This window comes from Gluconobacter albidus, assembly GCF_002723915.1.
Lineage (GTDB): Bacteria > Pseudomonadota > Alphaproteobacteria > Acetobacterales > Acetobacteraceae > Gluconobacter > Gluconobacter albidus.
Window position 1 is genome coordinate 40,783 of record NZ_BEWL01000014.1, and the last position, 18,186, is coordinate 58,968.

The 18,186-nt window shown below is 61.9% G+C and carries 15 protein-coding genes; 8 read left to right on the top strand and 7 right to left on the bottom strand.

Annotated features, from left to right (window positions below; translation table 11 throughout):
- Window positions 1-471: a hypothetical protein gene (locus tag GAL01_RS13645; protein ID WP_062027971.1), complete on the top strand. Its 471-nt coding sequence runs from the start codon at window positions 1-3 to the stop codon at window positions 469-471.
- Between the two features lie 31 nt (window positions 472-502).
- Here GAL01_RS13645 and ftsY read toward each other — a convergent pair whose 3' ends face one another.
- Genes ftsY through dapF form a run of 3 tightly spaced genes read right to left on the bottom strand, consistent with a single transcriptional unit; the run spans window position 503 to window position 3,507 of the window.
- Window positions 503-1,465 carry a signal recognition particle-docking protein FtsY gene (gene ftsY, locus GAL01_RS13650; RefSeq protein ID WP_062027970.1) on the bottom strand — a complete coding sequence of 321 codons (963 nt, stop codon included), beginning with the start codon at window positions 1,463-1,465 and terminating at the stop codon, window positions 503-505.
- A 60-nt stretch (window positions 1,466-1,525) separates the two neighbouring features.
- On the bottom strand, window positions 1,526-2,728 hold the full coding sequence (locus tag GAL01_RS13655) for a MiaB/RimO family radical SAM methylthiotransferase (RefSeq protein ID WP_082790628.1): 1,203 nt from the start codon (window positions 2,726-2,728) through the stop codon (window positions 1,526-1,528).
- Window positions 2,725-3,507, bottom strand: a complete 783-nt coding sequence (gene dapF, locus GAL01_RS13660) for a diaminopimelate epimerase (RefSeq protein WP_062027984.1) — start codon at window positions 3,505-3,507, stop codon at window positions 2,725-2,727. The genes GAL01_RS13655 and dapF overlap by 4 nt, the downstream gene beginning before the upstream one ends.
- Window positions 3,508-3,591: 84 nt before the next feature.
- On the opposite strand from dapF, the gene GAL01_RS13665 reads away from it, so the two are divergent.
- Both GAL01_RS13665 and GAL01_RS13670 read left to right on the top strand, forming a co-directional pair.
- The gene (locus tag GAL01_RS13665) at window positions 3,592-4,242 is read left to right on the top strand and encodes a class I SAM-dependent methyltransferase (protein ID WP_174694490.1); all 651 of its coding nucleotides are present in this window, start codon (window positions 3,592-3,594) and stop codon (window positions 4,240-4,242) included.
- Between the two features lie 127 nt (window positions 4,243-4,369).
- Window positions 4,370-6,199 (top strand): DEAD/DEAH box helicase, encoded by a 1,830-nt coding sequence (locus GAL01_RS13670; protein ID WP_062027969.1) that lies wholly within the window; start codon window positions 4,370-4,372, stop codon window positions 6,197-6,199.
- Between the two features lie 67 nt (window positions 6,200-6,266).
- Here the strand turns inward: GAL01_RS13670 and GAL01_RS13675 are convergent, their stop codons facing one another.
- The 3 genes from GAL01_RS13675 to GAL01_RS13685 are packed head-to-tail and all read right to left on the bottom strand — an operon-like array spanning window position 6,267 to window position 9,002.
- Window positions 6,267-7,370 carry a glycosyltransferase family 61 protein gene (locus GAL01_RS13675; protein WP_062027968.1) on the bottom strand — a complete coding sequence of 368 codons (1,104 nt, stop codon included), beginning with the start codon at window positions 7,368-7,370 and terminating at the stop codon, window positions 6,267-6,269.
- A gap of 8 nt (window positions 7,371-7,378) precedes the next feature.
- Entirely contained in the window at window positions 7,379-8,257 is an 879-nt protein-coding gene (locus tag GAL01_RS13680; protein ID WP_062027966.1) for a polyphosphate kinase 2 family protein, read from the bottom strand.
- Window positions 8,247-9,002 (bottom strand): SDR family NAD(P)-dependent oxidoreductase, encoded by a 756-nt coding sequence (locus GAL01_RS13685; RefSeq protein WP_062027964.1) that lies wholly within the window; start codon window positions 9,000-9,002, stop codon window positions 8,247-8,249. Before GAL01_RS13685 ends, GAL01_RS13680 begins: the two co-directional genes overlap by 11 nt.
- A 146-nt stretch (window positions 9,003-9,148) precedes the next feature.
- Here GAL01_RS13685 and GAL01_RS13690 point away from each other — a divergent pair, with 146 nt between their 5' ends.
- The 3 genes from GAL01_RS13690 to GAL01_RS13700 all read left to right on the top strand — a co-directional run bounded on the left by GAL01_RS13690 (window position 9,149) and on the right by GAL01_RS13700 (window position 11,915).
- Entirely contained in the window at window positions 9,149-9,775 is a 627-nt protein-coding gene (locus GAL01_RS13690; RefSeq protein ID WP_062027980.1) for a YqgE/AlgH family protein, read from the top strand.
- A 30-nt stretch (window positions 9,776-9,805) separates the two neighbouring features.
- On the top strand, window positions 9,806-10,459 hold the full coding sequence (gene grxB, locus GAL01_RS13695) for a glutaredoxin 2 (RefSeq protein ID WP_062027962.1): 654 nt from the start codon (window positions 9,806-9,808) through the stop codon (window positions 10,457-10,459).
- Between the two features lie 64 nt (window positions 10,460-10,523).
- A complete protein-coding gene (locus tag GAL01_RS13700; protein ID WP_062027960.1) occupies window positions 10,524-11,915 on the top strand; it encodes a M20/M25/M40 family metallo-hydrolase in 1,392 nt (463 codons plus the stop codon).
- Between the two features lie 59 nt (window positions 11,916-11,974).
- Here the strand turns inward: GAL01_RS13700 and GAL01_RS13705 are convergent, their stop codons facing one another.
- The gene (locus tag GAL01_RS13705) at window positions 11,975-14,194 is read right to left on the bottom strand and encodes a S9 family peptidase (RefSeq protein WP_062027958.1); all 2,220 of its coding nucleotides are present in this window, start codon (window positions 14,192-14,194) and stop codon (window positions 11,975-11,977) included.
- A 197-nt stretch (window positions 14,195-14,391) separates the two neighbouring features.
- On the opposite strand from GAL01_RS13705, the gene GAL01_RS13710 reads away from it, so the two are divergent.
- Both GAL01_RS13710 and clpB read left to right on the top strand, forming a co-directional pair.
- Window positions 14,392-15,471 carry an aldo/keto reductase gene (locus GAL01_RS13710; protein WP_062027956.1) on the top strand — a complete coding sequence of 360 codons (1,080 nt, stop codon included), beginning with the start codon at window positions 14,392-14,394 and terminating at the stop codon, window positions 15,469-15,471.
- Window positions 15,472-15,560: 89 nt separating this feature from the next.
- A complete protein-coding gene (gene clpB, locus GAL01_RS13715) occupies window positions 15,561-18,161 on the top strand; it encodes an ATP-dependent chaperone ClpB (RefSeq protein WP_062027950.1) in 2,601 nt (866 codons plus the stop codon).
- Window positions 18,162-18,186 lie beyond the last annotated feature (25 nt).

Below are 18,186 nucleotides of genomic sequence, written 5' to 3' on the forward strand. Positions count from 1 at the left end.
ATGGCGTCCGTTAGGCAGGCAGAAGCGGGAATGCTCCGTGCTCCGGGATTTCGGTGGTGGCACGGGATCATTATCGGCCTGATGTTGTCTTATGTGCCGGGCAGCCTGCTTGTCGCCGGTGTGCTGCTGCTCCCGCTGGTGGCCCTGAAGCTGTTTGATCCGAATGCTGATGGCCAGCGTCTTATGATCGTTCTGTTTTATGTCGGCGCGGTCATGGTGCGACCGCTGCATGAAGCCTGGGCCGCCAATGGAGACTGGGAGACCTGCATCGCGCAGATTACGCAGCCGGTGACGCTGGCGCTGGACTGGCTGGCGGCCGGGGCGGCATGGCTTGTGGCAGAGGCCTCGGCCATTGGCGGCCGACTCTGGAATGCGGAGGTCGCCCGGCGCGAGCGCAAATCCATTGAAAAGCGCATCGCCTATCTTCAGAAAGAATGGATGTCCTCGGACGATGATACTCCCGCAACCTGAGATCTTTCGCAGGTCAGCGGGTTCTGACGTCTTATTCGGCGGTGGACGTGTCTTCGCCCGGGGTTTCCATCAGTCTTGAGGCCAGGTCGTTCGCGCCACCGACCAGACCTCTGGCATAGTCCTGAGCCGAGAAGGGACGAAGATCTTCGGCCTGTTCCCCGACGCCGACCATATGGACGGGCAGCTTGAACTGTTCCGCAAGGGCCACGACGATGCCACCGCGGGCAGAGCCATCCAGCTTGGTCACGATCAGCCCGGTCACGTTGACCAGTTCCCGGAACACGCGAACCTGTTCGACGGCATTCTGACCCGTCGTGGCATCCAGCACCAGCAGCACGGAGTGCGGTGCCGTTTCGTCAAATTTCCGCATGACGCGGATGACCTTGGCCAGCTCCTCCATCAGCGCGCCCTTGTTGTGCAGGCGCCCGGCTGTGTCGATCAGAAGCAGGTCGGTTCCGGCTTCTGTTGCGCGCTTGAGGCCGTCATAGGCCAGTCCCGCTGCATCGGCGCCGTGCTTTCCGGCAATGACCGGAACATTGGCGCGTTTGCCCCAGACTTCGAGCTGCTCGACGGCCGCGGCGCGGAAGGTATCTCCGGCTACCAGCATCACGGACTTGCCTTCTTCGGTGTACAGGCGGGCCATCTTGCCGATGGTCGTGGTCTTGCCGACGCCATTGACCCCGACCACCAGAACAACGTGGGGCTTTTTCGTCGGATCGGGTTCGAAAGGAACTGCAACTGGTTCCAGAACGCGGGCGATTTCGATCGCGAGGGTTTCGCGGATTTCGTCGCTGGTCACGTCCTTGCCGAAGCGCGTGCTCCGGAAGCTTTCGATCACGCGTTCGGCGACGGCGGGGCCGAGGTCTGCCGCGATCAGTTCGTCTTCGAGTTCCTCAAGAGCCGTTTCGTCCAGCTTGCGATGGGTGAAGACGGAGCCGAGACGCGAACTCGACCGTGAAAGACCCTGTTTGAGTCGTGAGAAAAATCCAGCCATGAATGGGAGTTCGGACAGGTCGGGCCGGACGTCAAGGGTGCAGGAAGGTCTGAACGCGTTTCAGCTGCGGATTTCCGCCAGAAGTGTCCCGTTTTCCAACCCGGTGGCCCGGACGGGAACGAAACTGCCCCGCACTGGCGCGGGCGCGTCGCCGACGAGGCGAATGGTAGCAAATTCGGGGGAATGTCCGCGATCGGGCGTTTCGGCGAGAATATCGAATTCCGTGCCGATGAGGCGTTTGAGAAAACTGTCACGGTTCCTCTCGCCGACATCGCGGAGTCGGGCAGCGCGCTGCTGGCGTTCGGCGTTGGGAACGGCTGGCATCCGTGCCGCAGGGGTGCCGGGGCGTTCGCTGTAGGGAAAGACATGCAGGAAAGGGATCTGCTGCTCTTCGATGAAGGCGCGCGTCTCTTCAAACAGAGCCTCTGTTTCCGTAGGGAACCCCGCGATCAGGTCGGCGCCCACACCTGTTTCCGGACGCATGGAGCGGACGCGACGCAGAGTGGCTGCAACGCCCGCGGTATCGTGACGGCGTTTCATGCGCTTGAGAATAAGATCCGACCCGGCCTGAAGGGACAGGTGCAGATGTGGCATCAGGCGGGGCTCGTTTTCCAGCAGCCACCACAGATCCGCATCCCCCGTCTCTACATCCAGAAGAACAGGGTCGATGGACGACAGGCGCAGTCGCCGGACACCTTCAACACGGCGCAGCAGTTCACGGCACAACGTGCCCAGCCCCTTGCCTTCAGTGCCTTGCCAGGAGGCAATGTCCACACCGGTGAGGACGATTTCCTGATGACCAGCTTCGACAAGGGCCTCTGCGCGCGCGATGGCGTCCTCCATTGGGGTGGAGCGGGAATCGCCCCGGCCATAGGGGATTATGCAGAATGTGCAGCGGTGATCGCAGCCCTGCTGGACCTGAAGAAGGGCGCGGGCATGACGTGAAGGTGGCAGGCCGGCACCGTTATCCCCCCAGATGGCGGGTTTGAGCTTGTCTTCGTTGGGGACGACGCGAACCACGCCCGGCAGTTCGGCCCAGCGATCCGGTGCGATGTCGGAGGCGCAGCCCGTCACGACGATTTTTGCATCAGGATTTTCGCGATGCGCCCGTCGAATGGCCTGCCGTGCCTGCCGTTCAGCGGTGGTCGTCACGGCGCAGGTATTGACGATGATGGTGTCGGTCTGGCCGCGCGCATGATGGGCCATGCCGTCGCTTTCATGCGCATTGAGGCGGCACCCGAAGGTCAGGAGGGAGGCGGTCACGCGGTTGTTCCGTGGAAAACCGTGACAGCGGGCCCTGTCATGAGGATATGGCCGTCCGCGCGCCAGGTGATGCGCAGGTCGCCGCCATCCATGGTCACGGTGCAGGTGCGCTTCGTCAGGCCGCGACGCACGGCATTCACGACAGCAGCGCAGGCGCCGGACCCGCAGGCCAGCGTTAGGCCGGCCCCGCGCTCCCAGACGCGCAGGCGCATATGGGTTGGGGAAAGGATCTGGGCGAAACCGATATTGGCGCGTTCGGGGAACAGGGCGTTCTGTTCGAGCCCTGCTCCCAGTGCTTCCGCGCGGGAGGCATCGCCGAAGATCGTGGCGTGGGGATTCCCCATCGAGCAGGCCGCGGCGTCAAGGGGCGTGGGCAGCGGCAGATGCAGCGTGTCGCAGGCCTGCGACAGCGGCACGTCCTGCCAGTCCAGGCGGGGCAGACCCATATCGACCGTGACGAGATCGCCGTCGCGCGCGGTGGGGAGAAGGCCGGCGGCTGTCTGGAGCGTGGGCGCACCCCCAACGAACTTCACCACGCAGCGGGACGCATTGCCGCATGCTCCGGCTTCAGAACCGTCGGGATTGAAGAAACGGACATGCACGTCCGCACCGTGCAGGGTCGGCGGTGTGAGCAGAACCAGCTGGTCGCAGCCGATTCCGAAGCGCCGGTCGCACAGATGGCGGATGGTGGGGGTATCGAGCGCGGGATCGTTCTGACGGGCGTCGATCACAACGAAATCGTTGCCCAGACCGTGCATTTTCGTGAAGGAGAGGCTCATGATGGCCCCTCTCATAAAGCATCCCGCGGGTTGACGCACGGGGAACATGCCCTCATCTCCGCTGCTGGATCAGAAGGAGTGGATATGAGCGGCCCGGAACAGCTTGAAGGAATGCACGTCGCGGCGTTCACGCGTGCGAACAACGAGCCTGACACGATTTTTCATGCGCAGCGCATCCCGGATTCGCTGATGGACATGGGCGCGCAGACAGCTGTGACGGCCCTGTACCAGACGGCCCTGCCGGTCGGCGGCGCTGTGCTGGACCTGATGGCTGGAGCGCTGAGCCATTATCCGGACGAGGCACAGTTCCAGCGTGTGGTCGGGCTGGGGGTTGCGAAAGCGGCTCTGGAGGCCAATCCGGTTCTGAGTGAACGGGTTGTGCAGGATCTCAATGACGAGCCCACCCTGCCTTTTGAAGATGACAGTTTCGATGCCGTGACGCTGTGCGACGGGCTGGCCTATCTGACGCAGCCTCTGGCTGTGCTGATGGAAATCGTGCGTGTCCTCAAGCCCGGTGCGCCGCTGATCCTGACATTCTCCGACCAGTTCCATGCGGCGAAGGCGGTTGCGATCTGGCAGGCGCTGGAGCCTGCGGACCGTGTGCGTCTGGTGAGTGTTCTCATGTCCCGCACCGGTCTGGCCGAGCTGGATACGGGTGAAGTCGTGCCCCCTGAAGACCTGACGGCATGGCGCGATACGGTTCATGCGGTGATTGGCCGCAAGCCCAGAACCTGAAACGCAAACACAAGAAAAACCTCGGCATACGTTCTTTCTGGTATTTTGAAGCGGAAGTCTTTATGCAGCGGCATTCCAGCCGCCGCATCCTGTCGTCGGCGTGACGTTTGCCGAGTGTTCATAAAATATGCCTTTTCCCGATACCCATCCTGCCCTTAAGCGCGCCCTTGAGGCACGTGGCTACGAACAGCTGACTCCTGTTCAGGAAGCTGTTCTGCAGCCGGGGCTGGACGAGCGCGACCTGCTGGTTTCCGCGCAGACGGGGTCGGGCAAGACCGTCGCCTTCGGCCTGGCCATCGCTCCGACTCTTCTCGGAGATGCCGATCGCCTTCCGCCGTCCCCTCAGCCCATGGCGCTCGTGATTGCGCCGACGCGTGAGCTGGCGCTTCAGGTCCAGTCCGAACTCAAATGGCTCTATGCCGAAACCGGTGCCCGCATCGCGAGCTGCATTGGTGGCACGGATGCCCGTAGCGAAGCCCGCGAACTGAGCCGCGGCGTTCATATCGTTGTCGGTACGCCGGGCCGTCTGTGCGATCATCTGTCGCGCGGCTCCCTCGACCTGTCCGCCCTGCGCTGCGTCATCCTCGACGAAGCCGACGAAATGCTGGACATGGGCTTCCGTGACGAGCTGGAGCAGCTTCTTGACGCCGCTCCGACGGAGCGTCGCACCCTGCTGTTCTCCGCGACGATCGCCCGCGAGATCGCGTCCCTTGCGCGTCGCTACCAGAAAAATGCCGAGCGGATCGACACGGTTTCAGGTGCGAAGCAGCATTCCGACATTACCTATCGCTGCGTTGTCACGCCGCCGCAGGAAATCGAGCGCTCGCTTGTGAATGTGCTCCGTTTCTACGAGAGCCCGACCGCCATGGTGTTCTGCAACACCCGCATGATGGTCAATCAGGTTCAGGCAACGCTGCTTGAGCGTGGTTTTGCATCCGTCGCCATTTCTGGCGAGATGGGTCAGAATGAGCGCAGCCGTGCGATCGAGAGCCTGCGTTCCGGTCAGGCCCGCGTCTGTGTTGCGACCGACGTTGCGGCCCGTGGTATTGACGTCCCGGCCCTGAACCTCGTGATCCACGCCAGCATCCCGACGGCAGCCGAGACCTTGCTGCACCGTTCGGGCCGGACAGGCCGTGCGGGCCGCAAGGGCACCAGCGTGCTGATGGTTCCGGTGAGCCAGCGTCGCAAGGCTGAACGTCTGCTTCAGATGGCAAAGATCCAGGCGGAATGGGAAGCTGTTCCGACGGCTGCGGCGATTGCCGAGCAGGACAAGACCCGTCTGATGGACGATCCGATCCTGACGCATGCCGTGGACGACATGTCCGACGAACTGGTCAACCAACTCGCCGAGAAATACGACGCCACGAAGCTGGCAGCTGCGCTGGTGGGCCTGTACCGCGCGCGTCTGCCGAAGGTCGAGCAGATCCGTCCGATGTCCGTCGAAGCCCCGCGTCACACGGAGCGTGGTGAACGTGCGCCGCGTGAAGAACACGTCATGGCGGGCGAGTGGTTCAAGATGAGCGTCGGCCGGACCGAGCGCGCCGATCCGAAGTGGCTGATCCCGCTGATCTGCCGTCTGGGTGGCGTGCAGAAGCGCGAAATCGGCAGCATCCGCATTGATCAGGAACAGACCTATTTCCAGATCGCCGATGAGAGCGTGGCCCGCTTCAAGTCCTGCCTCGCCGGTGCAGAAGCCGATGAAGTGACGATCGAGCCGTCCGAAGCGCCTGCGGGCGGCATGGGTCCCCGTGGTCGCAACCCCGGTGAAGGCAAGCGCTTTGGCGGCGGTGGCCGTCCGGGTGGCGGCGGCTTCAAGGGTGGTCCGCGCGGCGGTGCTGGTGGTGGCGCCGGTGGTGGCTACAAGGGCCGTGGCGGTTCGGGTTATGGTCGCCCGAAGCCCGCAGCCGGTGGTGAAGGCCCGCGTGGCGATGGTTCGAGCCGCAAGCGCCGTTCCTGATCCGTCTTTCGGGATCTGAATGATGTGAAACCCCGTCGGAGCAGGTCTTCGGCGGGGTTTTGTTTGTTCAGGGCTGGGGCAGTCGGGCGATCAGATCCCGGGCACGGTCGAGGATGTCTGGAACGGGGAGTGGAACCGAAGCATTGTCCGTATGGTTTTCCTGCGCGGCACCCGTGTGGAAGACATCCGCCCAGTAGCGGAGGCCGTTCTGTGTCGCCATGGCGGCGAAGCACGGATTGATGTGATGGGATGGGACGAGTTCGTAAACGAGCGCTCCCGGCTGGCACCAGGCGATATTGGCCATCCCGGCGCCGAGCATGCCCATAATTATTTCGGCTTCGCTGAACAGACGGATCTGTTCGGTCAGGGACAGGGTTTCAGGACGGACGCGCTCAAAACCAAGTTTTTCCAGCTCCTCCGCCAGTTCGGATTCGTTGGGAACATGCCGGTTGGCCGAGGCTCCGCGTTCGATATAAAGCCGCCGACCCGCGGGTTTGGCCGAGGCTCCCACGGCCTCATGCAGGCGCGCATAGGCGGCGCGGGAGACATCCGAGATGGCAAAATCCGCGCTGCCATTGACGAAGGTGATGTAATCCAGCGTCCTGAACGCGTACTGGCGCCCCTGTTGCAGGCGGATATGACTGTCGGATGTCAGGCCGAAAAGCTCCAGCGTCTCGAACTGCCAGGGATGCATGTATTCGGGCAGCACAAGACGGACCGCTTTGTCCTGCAGGGACAGGACATGCAGGGTCGGGATCGTATGGGCGACCCAGTGATAATAGTTCGAGGCCCAGTGATCGACGCAGCTTGCCGTAAGGCCCTTGAAAGGCGTGCAGCGGATCGTGTCGGCCGGGCGCAGCGTCAGGGCGCGGAGGGCGTCCGGGGGCTGGACATAGGCTGTTTCGGAGACGGGTTGGCCTGCATGCAGCAGGGTCATCAGGGGCTGGTCCAGCACGACGTTGCGCAGGGCATGGTGCTGGACCGTGACAGGCATGCTCGTCCAGTCCCGGAACGGATTGCGCTCCGGATAGGGCAGTTCGGAAAGGCCCGGAGATGAGACGGGCCGCACAGGGCAGCTTTCAAGCACAGTCACGCTTCGGGCAATCTCCGCCAGACCGGAAGGTCCGGCCGGGGGAGACAGAAAGCGCCTGAGACGGGAGAAAATCTGCATGATCCGGATCAGACGGTCTTGGCCGCACCTTTGAGCAGGGCCTGTTGGGCATCCCTGAGGGCGTCGGACAGTTTCTGTTCGGGTTCCTTGAGATGCAGGCTTTCAAGCGTCTCCAGCAGCGTTTCGGCCACCAGAACGCGGGCGAGCCACTTATGGTCTGAGGGAATGACGATCCAGGGGGACTCGGGCGTTGAAGTCGCGCGGATGGCCTCTTCGTAAGCGGCGGTATACTGCGGCCAGTACTCACGTTCCTTCAGATCGGAAGGGCTGAATTTCCAGCGTTTTTCCGGATGGTCCAGCCGCTTGAGCAGGCGCAGGCGCTGTTCTTCTGGCGAAATATGCAGGAAAATCTTGAGCACGAGGATGTTCTGCCGGTGCAGATAGCTTTCGAAGTTCCGCAGATCCTCCAGACGATGATCCCAGAAATCCGGAAGGTCCGGATTGAGCCCGCGGGCCCGGACCATGTCCGGATGAACGCGTTCCACCAGAACGTCTTCATAATGGCTGCGGTTGAAGATGCCGATCTCGCCGCGCGAGGGGACGGCGAGATGGATGCGCCACAGATCGTCATGGCGCGTCGAGATTCCGGCAGGGGCCTTGAAGGACGTGACATGCACGCCCTGTGGATTCAGGCCCGAGAAAGCGTGCCGGATCGCGCCGTCCTTCCCGGCGGTGTCCATGCCCTGAAGCACGACGAGGATGCCATGCGTCGCATAGGCCGCAAGGCGCTGCTGCAGGAGGGACATCCGGTCCACGCAGTCGCGGATGCGGGTGCGGGACTCGTTCTTCTGGCGACCAAGCGTGTCGTTTGTGGGAATGGACGACAGGCGGAATTTTTTGCCGTCCGTTATGCGAAGTTGGGGGGGAAGCCCGATTTCAACCGACATGACGGTTTACCGCAAGACCACCCGAGGCCTGGCAGACGGGCATCATTTCCAGATAATTGATATTCACATGCCACGGCAGACCGATGAGCCAGGAGACCGTCCCGGCGATGTCTTCGGGCGTCAGCGGCGTCGTGTCCTTGTAGACAGCAGCCGCCTTGGTGTCGTCTCCCAGACGCACATTGCTGAACTCGCTGCCCCCACACAGTCCGGGCTCGATATTGGTCACGCGGATGCGGGTGCCGAGCAGGTCTGTCCGCAGGTTCTGGGTGAACTGGTGTACGAAGGCCTTGGTCGCACCGTAGACGTTGCCGCCGGTATAGGGGTAGGTCCCGGCCGTGCTGCCCAGAGCGATAATGTAGCCCGTATTGCGCTGGACCATGCCCGGCAGAAGCGCACGGGTCAGTTCGACAACGCCCGAAACATTCGTGGCGATCATGGATTCCCAGTTGTCGGGCTCGGCGTCCTGTGCGGGTTCCATGCCGAGGGCGAGACCGGCATTGTTCACCAGAACGTCGATATCCTGCCAGTCCTCGGGCAGTGCGCTGGGCAGGGCACGCAGGGCATCTCGGTTGGTCATGTCGAGCGTGAAGGGCAGAACGCTCTCGCCCAGTTCGTCCTTGAGGGCCTCGAGCCGCTCCTTGCGGCGCCCGGTGGCGATGACACGGTGACCTTCGCGGACGAGGCGCGTTGCAATGGCGTGGCCGAAGCCTGCTGTGGCGCCGGTGACGAGGACGGTGAGAGGCATGGCAATCTCCAGACGGGCAGTCCGCACCCGGCAGGGGCGGGTAGGGGGGGCGGGTGGTGAGCTCAGGTCAGTAACATTGGATGTCATTAACACTCCTGAAGGCAAACGCTTGCAATACAGGAAGGGATGCACCCATGTTGGCAGGCATGAAGAAAACACTCGATGGACGGAATGACAACCTGACGGACCCTGCCCTTGTGGCGATGGGCAGGGAGGCGGGCCTTACGGGCCAGCTGCTTGTGGCAGCGCCTGCACTGGCGGAGACATTTTTTGAACGGACCGTGATCTATCTCTGCGCCCATTCGGAGCAGGACGGGGCGATGGGGCTGATCGTCAACAAGCGTCTGGGTCAGCCGGGACTGGACGATCTGTTTACGCAGCTCGGAATCGAGCCCAGCCCCCCCGAACGCCGGATTGGCGTGTGCATGGGCGGTCCGGTCGAGCATTCACGCGGTTTTGTCCTGCATTCGGCGGATTGGGCGGGGGAGGGCAGTCTGGCCGTTGACGGGCATACGACCCTGACCGCCAGTCTGGATATCCTGCGCGAAATCGCCAACGGACACGGACCGAAACAGGCAATGCTGGCCCTCGGACACGCCGCATGGGCACCGGGGCAGCTTGAACAGGAAATCCTGCGGGACAGTTCGTGGTTTGTGGCGCCGGCAAGTGATGAGATCGTGTTCGGCGCCGACCATGCAAAGAAATGGCGACAGGCTCTTGGCGCCATAGAGATCGACCCGCTTCTTTTTTCTTCATCGGTCGGAGAAGCCTGAGAGGGCACCCGTCAGACACAGGAAGGCAGCATGAGCGTACCCTATATTCTCCACATTTACGAACACTGCCCGTTTTGCACCAAGGCGCGGATGATCTTCGGGCTCAAAAAAATTCCCTATGAGCAGCGCATCCTGCTCAATGACGATGTGGACGGTCCGGTCCGCATGGTGGGGCGCAAGGTTGTTCCCATCCTTGAGGAAAACGGACATTTCATGCCCGAGAGCATGGATATCGTCACGCATATTGACGCGATTGGAACGTCCGTCCTGACGGGAGACACGCGCCCCGAGATTACGGCATGGCTCCAGAAGGCAGCCGCGCCGCTCTATCGCCTGTTCCTTCCGCGCGCCGCTGCCGCACCGCTGCCAGAGTTTGGAACAACATCCGCACGCGCCGGATTTATCCGCCGCAAGGAGCCCTCCGTCGGGGCTTTCAGCGCGCTTCTGGAAGAGAAGACCGAAGAACTGACGCAGCTCAATGCATTGCTGAAAGATCTGGCGCCACTGATCCGTTCGCCCGAGGCCGTGAATGGTGAGCTCTCCACGGACGATATCCATCTGTTCGCGCATCTGCACAGCCTCTCGCTGATCCGGGGCGTGGCTTACCCGGCTGAGGTCGAGGCCTACCGGGAGGCCATGGCGGTGCGCTCCGGCGTGGAACTGTTCGACAATATTGCCGTCTGAGCGGCATCGCTAGGCAAACTCCGTCCTGACAGTTACGGTCGCGCATTCAATTCTGGAGGTTCGGATGCGCGGAACTGTTTGTGGATTTGTTGTCTCATGCCTGATGGCCGGGAGCGCGCTCGCCGCTCCCGCCAGCCATCTGCAGGCAGAGACACAGGCCCTGTCTCTGGCGGAAAAGGCGATTGCCCTGAGGTCGGTCGAGGGACCTGCGAACCAGACACCACAGGTTGCGGCGCTGTTTCGGGATGCCCTGGTCCAGGGCGGCTTTGCGCCTTCCGACATCACCATCACCCCCTATCGTGACACGGCCTATCTGATTGCCCGCTGGCACGGGACCGACCCGTCCCTCAAGCCGCTGGTGATTTCCGGTCATATGGACGTGGTTGAAGCCAAAGCGTCTGACTGGACCCATGATCCGTTCAAGCCCCAGATCGTGAATGGCTATCTGCTGGGACGTGGTTCCACAGATATGAAGCTCGACGATACGCTCGGAATTGCGTCTCTTCTGGAGCTCAAACGTGAGGGGTATCGACCGCGGCGCGATATCATCATCGCGTTCTCCGGGGATGAGGAGACCGAGATGAATACCGGTCAGGCAATCGCCAAACTCCTCGATCGTGCGGATCTGGTTCTGAATCTCGATGGAGCCAACGGCGTTCTGGATGAGCGGACGGGAAAGCCGATCTATTTCAGCTGGGAAGGTGCGGAGAAATCCTATGCGGATTACCGTCTGACCATCACCAACCCCGGCGGCCACTCCTCCGAACCGCGCGCCGTGAATGCGATTGATGAACTGGCGGCTGCTCTGCTGCGGATCAAGCAGCATCGTTTCAAGCCGGAGCTGAACGATCTGACACGCGCCTATTTCGTCAGTGCTGCACAGTGGGAGGCTCCGGCGACGGGGGCTGCCATGCGCGCCTTTGCGGCTGACCCGACCGATGAAAAGGCCATTGCGACCCTCTCGGCCGATCCTGCCCTGATCGGACGGATCGGGACGACCTGCGTCGTGACCATGATTAACGGCGGCCATGCCCTCAATGCGCTGCCTCAGCGTGCGACGGCCAATATCAACTGCCGGATTTTCCCCGGACATCCCCGCCCGGAGATTGCGAAGGAACTTCAGGCCGCCGCTGCCGATCCGGCTTTGACAGTCGAGGACGTGACGGCGGGCTCCGTAGAGACCGCTGCCTCTCCGATGCGGGCGGATTTCGTCAAGGCGGTCGAACATGGCATCCACAGCGTCTATCCCGGAATGCCGGTCTTCCCCAGCATGTCTTCCGGTGCGAGCGACAGCATGTGGTACCGCTACAACCACGTGCCGAGTTACGGCATGTCACCGCTGTTCATCAAACCGTCCGAATCCTTCATGCATGGCCTGAACGAACGTACACCCCTGGCCTCCATTCGCCCTGCCATTGATGCGATGATGGTGATGGTGACGGATCTGTCCCACTAAAAAATAACCTGAAAAAAGGGGGTGGATCACGCGATCCGACCCCCTTTTTTGTTTCGGCATTATTTTCCGGGCTGAAGAACCGTGCTCAGGAACTGCACCCGTCTCTGGGCCACCCTGGCGCGGATGACAGGATCGGGCAGCATATGCGTGCCCGGCAGCAGAAGCAGGTCGTAAGGCTTGCCCGCATGGAGCAGGGCCTGCGTCAGCTTCATGGTATTTTCGAAATAGACGTTGTCGTCCGTGATGCCGTGCATGAGCAGCAGGGGCTGTTTCAGGGTGTCGGCATAGGTCAGGACGTTGCTCTTGCGATAGCCTTCCGGGTCGTCCTGCGGGGTGCCGAGATAACGCTCGGTATAGGCCGTATCGTAATCCGCGAAATCAACCGGCGGTGCGCCAGCCACGCCGACCTTGAACACATCCGGTCGGCGAATGGTCGCCATGGCGGTGAAATAGCCGCCAAAGGACCAGCCATGCACGCCAACGCGGGTGAGATCCATTTCATGATGACGTTTGCCGAGCGCCTGAAGCCCGTCCACCTGATCCTGAAGCGGCAGATCGATCAGGTTGCCCTTGATGGCGCGCTCGAAATCATGATCGCGTCCCGGCGTTCCACGCCCGTCGAGCGTGACGACGATATAGCCCTGATTGGCGAGGCACTGGTCATCAAGATAGGATGTCGGCGTGTCGTGCACCATCTTGGAGCCCGGCCCGGCATAGACGGACAGCACGACCGGGTAGCGTTTTGAGGCGCTGAAATTCTCCGGCCGGATGATCGCTGCGTCCAGATCACGCGGGCCTGCAGTCGTGAACTCGGCATGGACCGGGAGTTTCGGGGCCTGTGCCACACCCGGAAGTGTTGCCACGACATGGCCTGCCGTATCCCGCACCATCGTCTGGCGCGTGCCGGTGGCACTGGCGAACATGTCCACCATGGCCGTGTGCGTACCATTCGTGACGTGGATGTTGTGAATGCCGCGTTCCGTCACGAACGGTGTGACGGCTCCGGTTTTCAGGTCGATATGCACGATTTCGTTGTCCAGCCGGTTGGCGCGGACGGTGGCCGTGAGTGTGTTGTGTTCGGCGTCGTAATCGTTGAGGGCGATATAGGACAGGCCGGGCGGCGTCAGGACGCGCTCGAGCTTTCCGTCCGGGGTATGGAGTTCGAGCTGCCAGTCTTTGCCGCGGTCTGCGGCCCAGAGAAATCCCGCATTATTGTCAAGAAAGACGGGAAGGTTGTGGCCGCCGGACGCGGCACGCGGGTCCAACTCGATCCAGGCCGGGTCGGACTGTTCCAGAAGGAGATGGGTGGTGCCGGTTGTGGGGTCGATCGTGAGAAGCTGTTCCTGCGTCTGGGCACGATTGAGCAGCACGATGGCGAGCGGACCGTTTTTTCGCCAGACCACGCGACCGAGATAGGGCCATGCGTCGTGGTCCCAGGAAATCCAGCGGACCGGACCACCTTTTGCGTCTACGAGGCCAAAGCGCGTTTTGGCGTTGTTCGTCCCGGCGCGGGGATAGCGGAAAGTGACCGGTTCGGCCTGGGGGGCTTCGGGGTTGGTGATGTAGTGCTTTTCGACGTCGCTGTTATCGGCTTCCTCGAACAGGATGGTCTTGCTGTCGGGAGACCACCAGGCACCGTCCGCGCGTTCCAGTTCTTCGGCGGCGGCAAATTCGGCGAGGCCATGGCTCAGAGTGTCGCTGCCCCCGGTCGTCAGGCGTGTTTCACGTCCGCTGACCAGATCGACACTATAAAGGTCATTATCCCGCACGGCGGCGAGGCTGAGCCCATCTGGCGAGAGGCGCGGGGCGATCCACTGACCCTCGACCGGCGTGACGCGACCGTCATCCGTGGCAATGCGTTCGAGCTGCCCACCCTGTGAGGCGAGAACCGTGCCGCCGTCCTCGCTCATCTGGTAGTCGGTGATGCCGGACATGCTCTGGCGCGCCCGTTCGCGCCGGGCCTTCTCCTCGACCGACAGATGTTCCGGCCCCGATGCCGGTGCGGCCAGTTCATGAATCGCGTGGTCCGGCAGGTCGTAGCGGTAGAGATGCAGATGTGTGTCGAACGGTCCCGAGCGCAGGAACAGGACGGAGTGACCGTCCGGCGTGACTTCCGCATGGTTCGGCAGGCCAAGCGTTCCGTTCCGGGTCTTGGCGAGATCGAGCATGCAGGCCGCGGGATCGGCGGCCTGAAGGGCACTGGCTGACACCATCGGAAACAGGACGGCACAGGCCAGAAGGGTTCGGCGCAGGGAAAGCGGCAGGGAAGGGGACAGCATGGCATCTCCGCAAGGATAACAACGGGCAGGATTTTGACGTCGATCATGGACCGGGGCGCCGTTTGTGAACAGGGTTTCCGCGAAGGATGACGCAGCCGTCTCACGTTTTCGGGAGCGGGGGCGTTTTTAGCGGGACCGATCCGGGGCTCAGGTGTTCTGCATCACGGTATGTCTCAGCAAGAAGGAGCCTGACGGATATGCAGTATCGTCAGCTTGGTCGCTCGGGCCTCAAGATTTCAGCACTCAATTTCGGATCGGTCACGTTCGGGGGGCAAGGCAATTTTGCCGCCACGGGCAAGGTGGATGTCGCCGAAGCCACGCGGATGGTGGATCTCTGCGTCGAGCATGGCGTGAACATGTTTGATACGGCCGATGCCTATTCCGGCGGTGAAGCAGAAGAAATCCTTGGCCGCGTTCTTCAGGGACGCAGCCGCGAACTGCTCGTCACCACAAAGGTCCGTTTCCCGACGGGGAAGGGGCCGAACGAACAGGGCCTGTCACGCCATCACATTCTCAATGCCTGCGAAGACAGCCTGCGCCGGTTGGGGCGGGATCACATTGATCTTTATTATCTGCATGAATGGGACGGCCTTACGCCGGTTGAGGAAACGCTTGAGGCGCTTCAGACCCTGCGCGATCAGGGCAAGATCCGTTATGCCGGGATTTCCAATTTTGCAGGCTGGCAGGCCATGAAACTGCTGGGCGCTGCCGAGCGGGACCGGTTGATTACCCCGGTCAGCCAGCAGCTCTATTATTCCCTTGAAGCGCGGGATGCCGAATATGAACTTCTGCCGCTGGCCGTGGATCAGGGGCTGGGTGTGCAGGTCTGGAGTCCGCTGGCCTGTGGCCTGCTGACGGGGAAGTACCGTCGCGGCAAAACGGCCCCGGAAGATTCCCGCCGGATTTCGGGCTGGCCGGAGCCGGAAGTCCGGGATCTGAAAAAGCTCTACGATACAGTCGAGGTTTTGGTGCAGATCGCGGAAGAGCACAGCGTCTCCGCCGCCCGCGTGGCTCTGGCCTGGACGCTGCACAAGCCGGGGATCACGTCGCTGGTTCTGGGGGCGCGCAAAGAGAGCCAGCTTCTGGACAATCTCGCTGCCGCGTCGCTCCGTCTGACGCAGGAGCAGGTCCGCAGGCTTGACGATGTGAGTGCACCTGATCTGATCTATCCGTACTGGCACCAGAACCGGAATGCGTTCGACCGTCTTTCCAAAGCTGATCTCGTGTTGCAGGGGCCTGCAAAACGTCATCGTGAGGCTCTTGAAACGAAAAAATGACTGCCTAAATATTAGTCACAGGCCGCTGCCTTAGGGGGCGGCCAAGAACATCAATGCTGCCGCAACGGGGCATACGAGGACTTTAGATTATGGACATTCAGAATTTCACCGAACGCAGCCAAGGCTTTCTTCAGGCCGCACAGACCATTGCGCTTCGGGACTACAACCAGCAGCTGACGCCGGAGCATCTGCTCAAGGCTCTGCTGGACGATGAACAAGGAGCGGCCTCCGGTCTGATCCGCGCAGCGAGTGGCGATCCGAAGGCTGTGCAGACCGCCAATGATGCCGCTCTCGCCAAGCTACCGAAAGTGCAGGGCGCCGGTGCCGGTCAGCCCCAGATGACGCCGGATCTTGCCCGTTTGCTGGACGGCGCGGAATCCGCTGCGAAAGTCGCGGGCGACAGTCATGTCGCTCAGGATCGTCTGCTCGTCGCAATTGCGTCCAGCAATACGCCCGCGGGGAAGGCGCTTGTGGACGGCAAGGCCAGCGCGGCGGCTCTGGAGCGTGCCGTTGCGGAAATCCGCAAAGGGCGCACCGTCACGAGCGCATCTGCGGAAAACACGTTCGACGCCCTGAAGAAATATGCCCGTGACGTCACGGCTGTGGCGCAGGCTGGCAAACTTGATCCGGTCATCGGCCGTGACGAGGAAATCCGCCGCACGATTCAGGTTCTCGCCCGTCGCAGCAAAAACAATCCGGTCCTGATTGGCGAGCCGGGCGTGGGTAAGACGGCCATTGTCGAAGGTCTCGCGCAGCGGATCGTCAATGGTGACGTGCCCGAGGCCCTGCGCAACAAGAAGCTGATGTCGCTCGACATGGGCGCGCTGATTGCTGGTGCGAAATATCGCGGTGAGTTCGAGGAGCGTCTGAAGGCTGTTCTCAAGGAAATCGAGACGGCTGAAGGCGAGATCATTCTCTTCATTGACGAAATGCACACGCTTGTCGGCGCCGGCCGGTCCGATGGCGCGATGGATGCGTCCAACCTCATCAAGCCGGAATTGGCACGCGGCACGCTGCATTGCGTGGGTGCGACGACGCTCGACGAATACCGCAAGTATATTGAGAAAGATGCAGCGCTGGCCCGCCGTTTCCAGCCGGTCTTCGTGGGTGAGCCCACTGTGGCCGACACGATCTCGATCCTGCGTGGCATCAAGGAGAAGTACGAACTGCATCATGGCGTCCGCATTACGGACAACGCCATCGTCGCGGCCGCGACCCTCTCCAACCGCTACATCACGGACCGCTTCCTGCCGGACAAGGCGATTGATCTGATCGACGAGGCTGCCAGCCGTCTGCGGATGCAGATCGACAGCAAGCCTGAAGCGCTGGACGAACTCGACCGTCGTATCATCCAGCTCAAGATCGAGCGGGAGGCCATCCGCAAGGAAGACGATAACGCGTCGAAGGATCGTCTGGTCGCGCTGGAGGCCGAACTGGCCGATCTCGAAGAACAGTCCGATGCAATGGGTGCCGAATGGCATGCTGAAAAGGATCGGGTGAATGCGATCCAGAAGCTGAAAGAGCAGCTCGATACGGCGCGTTCCGATGTTGAAGTGGCGCAGCGTCAGGGCAATCTCGGCAAGGCGTCTGAGCTCATGTACGGCCTGATCCCGAACCTTGAGACCCAGATCGCCAAGGCTCAGGAAGAAGAGGACGCCTCGTCGAAAAGCGGCCTGTTCGCCGATGCCGTGACGGATCAGGGCGTGGCTTCGGTTGTCTCCCGTTGGACCGGTGTTCCGGTGGACCGGATGCTCGAAGGTGAGCGCGCCAAGCTGATCCGCATGGAAGATACGCTGCGAGATCGTGTCGTCGGGCAGGAGCAGGCCCTTGTGGCCGTGTCGAACGCCGTCCGCCGGGCCCGTGCCGGTCTTCAGGATCCGAACCGTCCGATCGGTTCGTTCCTATTCCTCGGCCCGACGGGCGTTGGCAAGACCGAGCTCACCAAAGCTCTGGCGCAGTTCCTGTTCGATGACGAGAAGGCCCTGCTGCGGATCGACATGAGCGAGTTCATGGAGAAGCACGCGGTCTCCCGTCTGATCGGCGCGCCTCCGGGATATGTCGGATATGACGAAGGCGGTGTGCTGACCGAGGCTGTTCGTCGTCGTCCTTATCAGGTGATCCTGTTTGACGAGGTGGAGAAGGCCCATGAGGACATCTTCAACATCCTGCTTCAGGTTCTCGATGATGGACGCCTGACGGACGGGCAGGGACGTGTGGTGGACTTCCGCAACACGATTATCGTGCTGACCAGCAATCTTGGGTCTGATGTTCTGGCCAATCTGCCGGACGGTGAATCCGTGGATGAGGTCCGTCCGCAGGTCATGCAGGTGGTACGCAATCACTTCCGGCCGGAGTTCCTGAACCGTCTGGACGAGATCATCCTGTTCTCCCGTCTGCAGCGGAAGGACATGGACCGGATCGTCAAGATTCAGATCAGCCGTCTCCAGAAGCTGCTGGAAGATCGCAAGATTGACCTGGAACTGGACGAGAAGGGAACCGAATGGCTGGCCGCAGAAGGATACGATCCTATCTATGGTGCCCGCCCGCTCAAGCGTGTCATCCAGCGTAGCCTGCAGAACCCGCTGGCCAGCCTGCTGCTTGAGGGGAGCATCCATGATGGTGAAGGCGTGAAGGTTTCTGCGACTGACGGCGCTCTCACAATCGATGGAAAGCCCGTTTCGGCGGGCTGACCGCGATAAAAGCGGGTTTGAACCC

Excerpts from the sequence above, each read along its gene's own strand:
- clpB (WP_062027950.1), top strand. The coding sequence starts at position 15,561 with ATGGACATTCAGAATTTCACCGAACGCAGCCAAGGCTTTCTTCAGGCC.
- GAL01_RS13680 (WP_062027966.1), bottom strand. The coding sequence starts at position 8,257 with ATGTCGGTTGAAATCGGGCTTCCCCCCCAACTTCGCATAACGGACGGC.
- GAL01_RS13645 (WP_062027971.1), top strand. The coding sequence starts at position 1 with ATGGCGTCCGTTAGGCAGGCAGAAGCGGGAATGCTCCGTGCTCCGGGA.
- GAL01_RS13665 (WP_174694490.1), top strand. The coding sequence starts at position 3,592 with ATGAGCGGCCCGGAACAGCTTGAAGGAATGCACGTCGCGGCGTTCACG.
- GAL01_RS13705 (WP_062027958.1), bottom strand. The coding sequence starts at position 14,194 with ATGCTGTCCCCTTCCCTGCCGCTTTCCCTGCGCCGAACCCTTCTGGCC.
- ftsY (WP_062027970.1), bottom strand. The coding sequence starts at position 1,465 with ATGGCTGGATTTTTCTCACGACTCAAACAGGGTCTTTCACGGTCGAGT.
- grxB (WP_062027962.1), top strand. The coding sequence starts at position 9,806 with ATGAGCGTACCCTATATTCTCCACATTTACGAACACTGCCCGTTTTGC.
- GAL01_RS13670 (WP_062027969.1), top strand. The coding sequence starts at position 4,370 with ATGCCTTTTCCCGATACCCATCCTGCCCTTAAGCGCGCCCTTGAGGCA.
- GAL01_RS13685 (WP_062027964.1), bottom strand. The coding sequence starts at position 9,002 with ATGCCTCTCACCGTCCTCGTCACCGGCGCCACAGCAGGCTTCGGCCAC.
- GAL01_RS13700 (WP_062027960.1), top strand. The coding sequence starts at position 10,524 with ATGCGCGGAACTGTTTGTGGATTTGTTGTCTCATGCCTGATGGCCGGG.
- GAL01_RS13690 (WP_062027980.1), top strand. The coding sequence starts at position 9,149 with ATGAAGAAAACACTCGATGGACGGAATGACAACCTGACGGACCCTGCC.
- GAL01_RS13675 (WP_062027968.1), bottom strand. The coding sequence starts at position 7,370 with ATGCAGATTTTCTCCCGTCTCAGGCGCTTTCTGTCTCCCCCGGCCGGA.
- dapF (WP_062027984.1), bottom strand. The coding sequence starts at position 3,507 with ATGAGCCTCTCCTTCACGAAAATGCACGGTCTGGGCAACGATTTCGTT.
- GAL01_RS13710 (WP_062027956.1), top strand. The coding sequence starts at position 14,392 with ATGCAGTATCGTCAGCTTGGTCGCTCGGGCCTCAAGATTTCAGCACTC.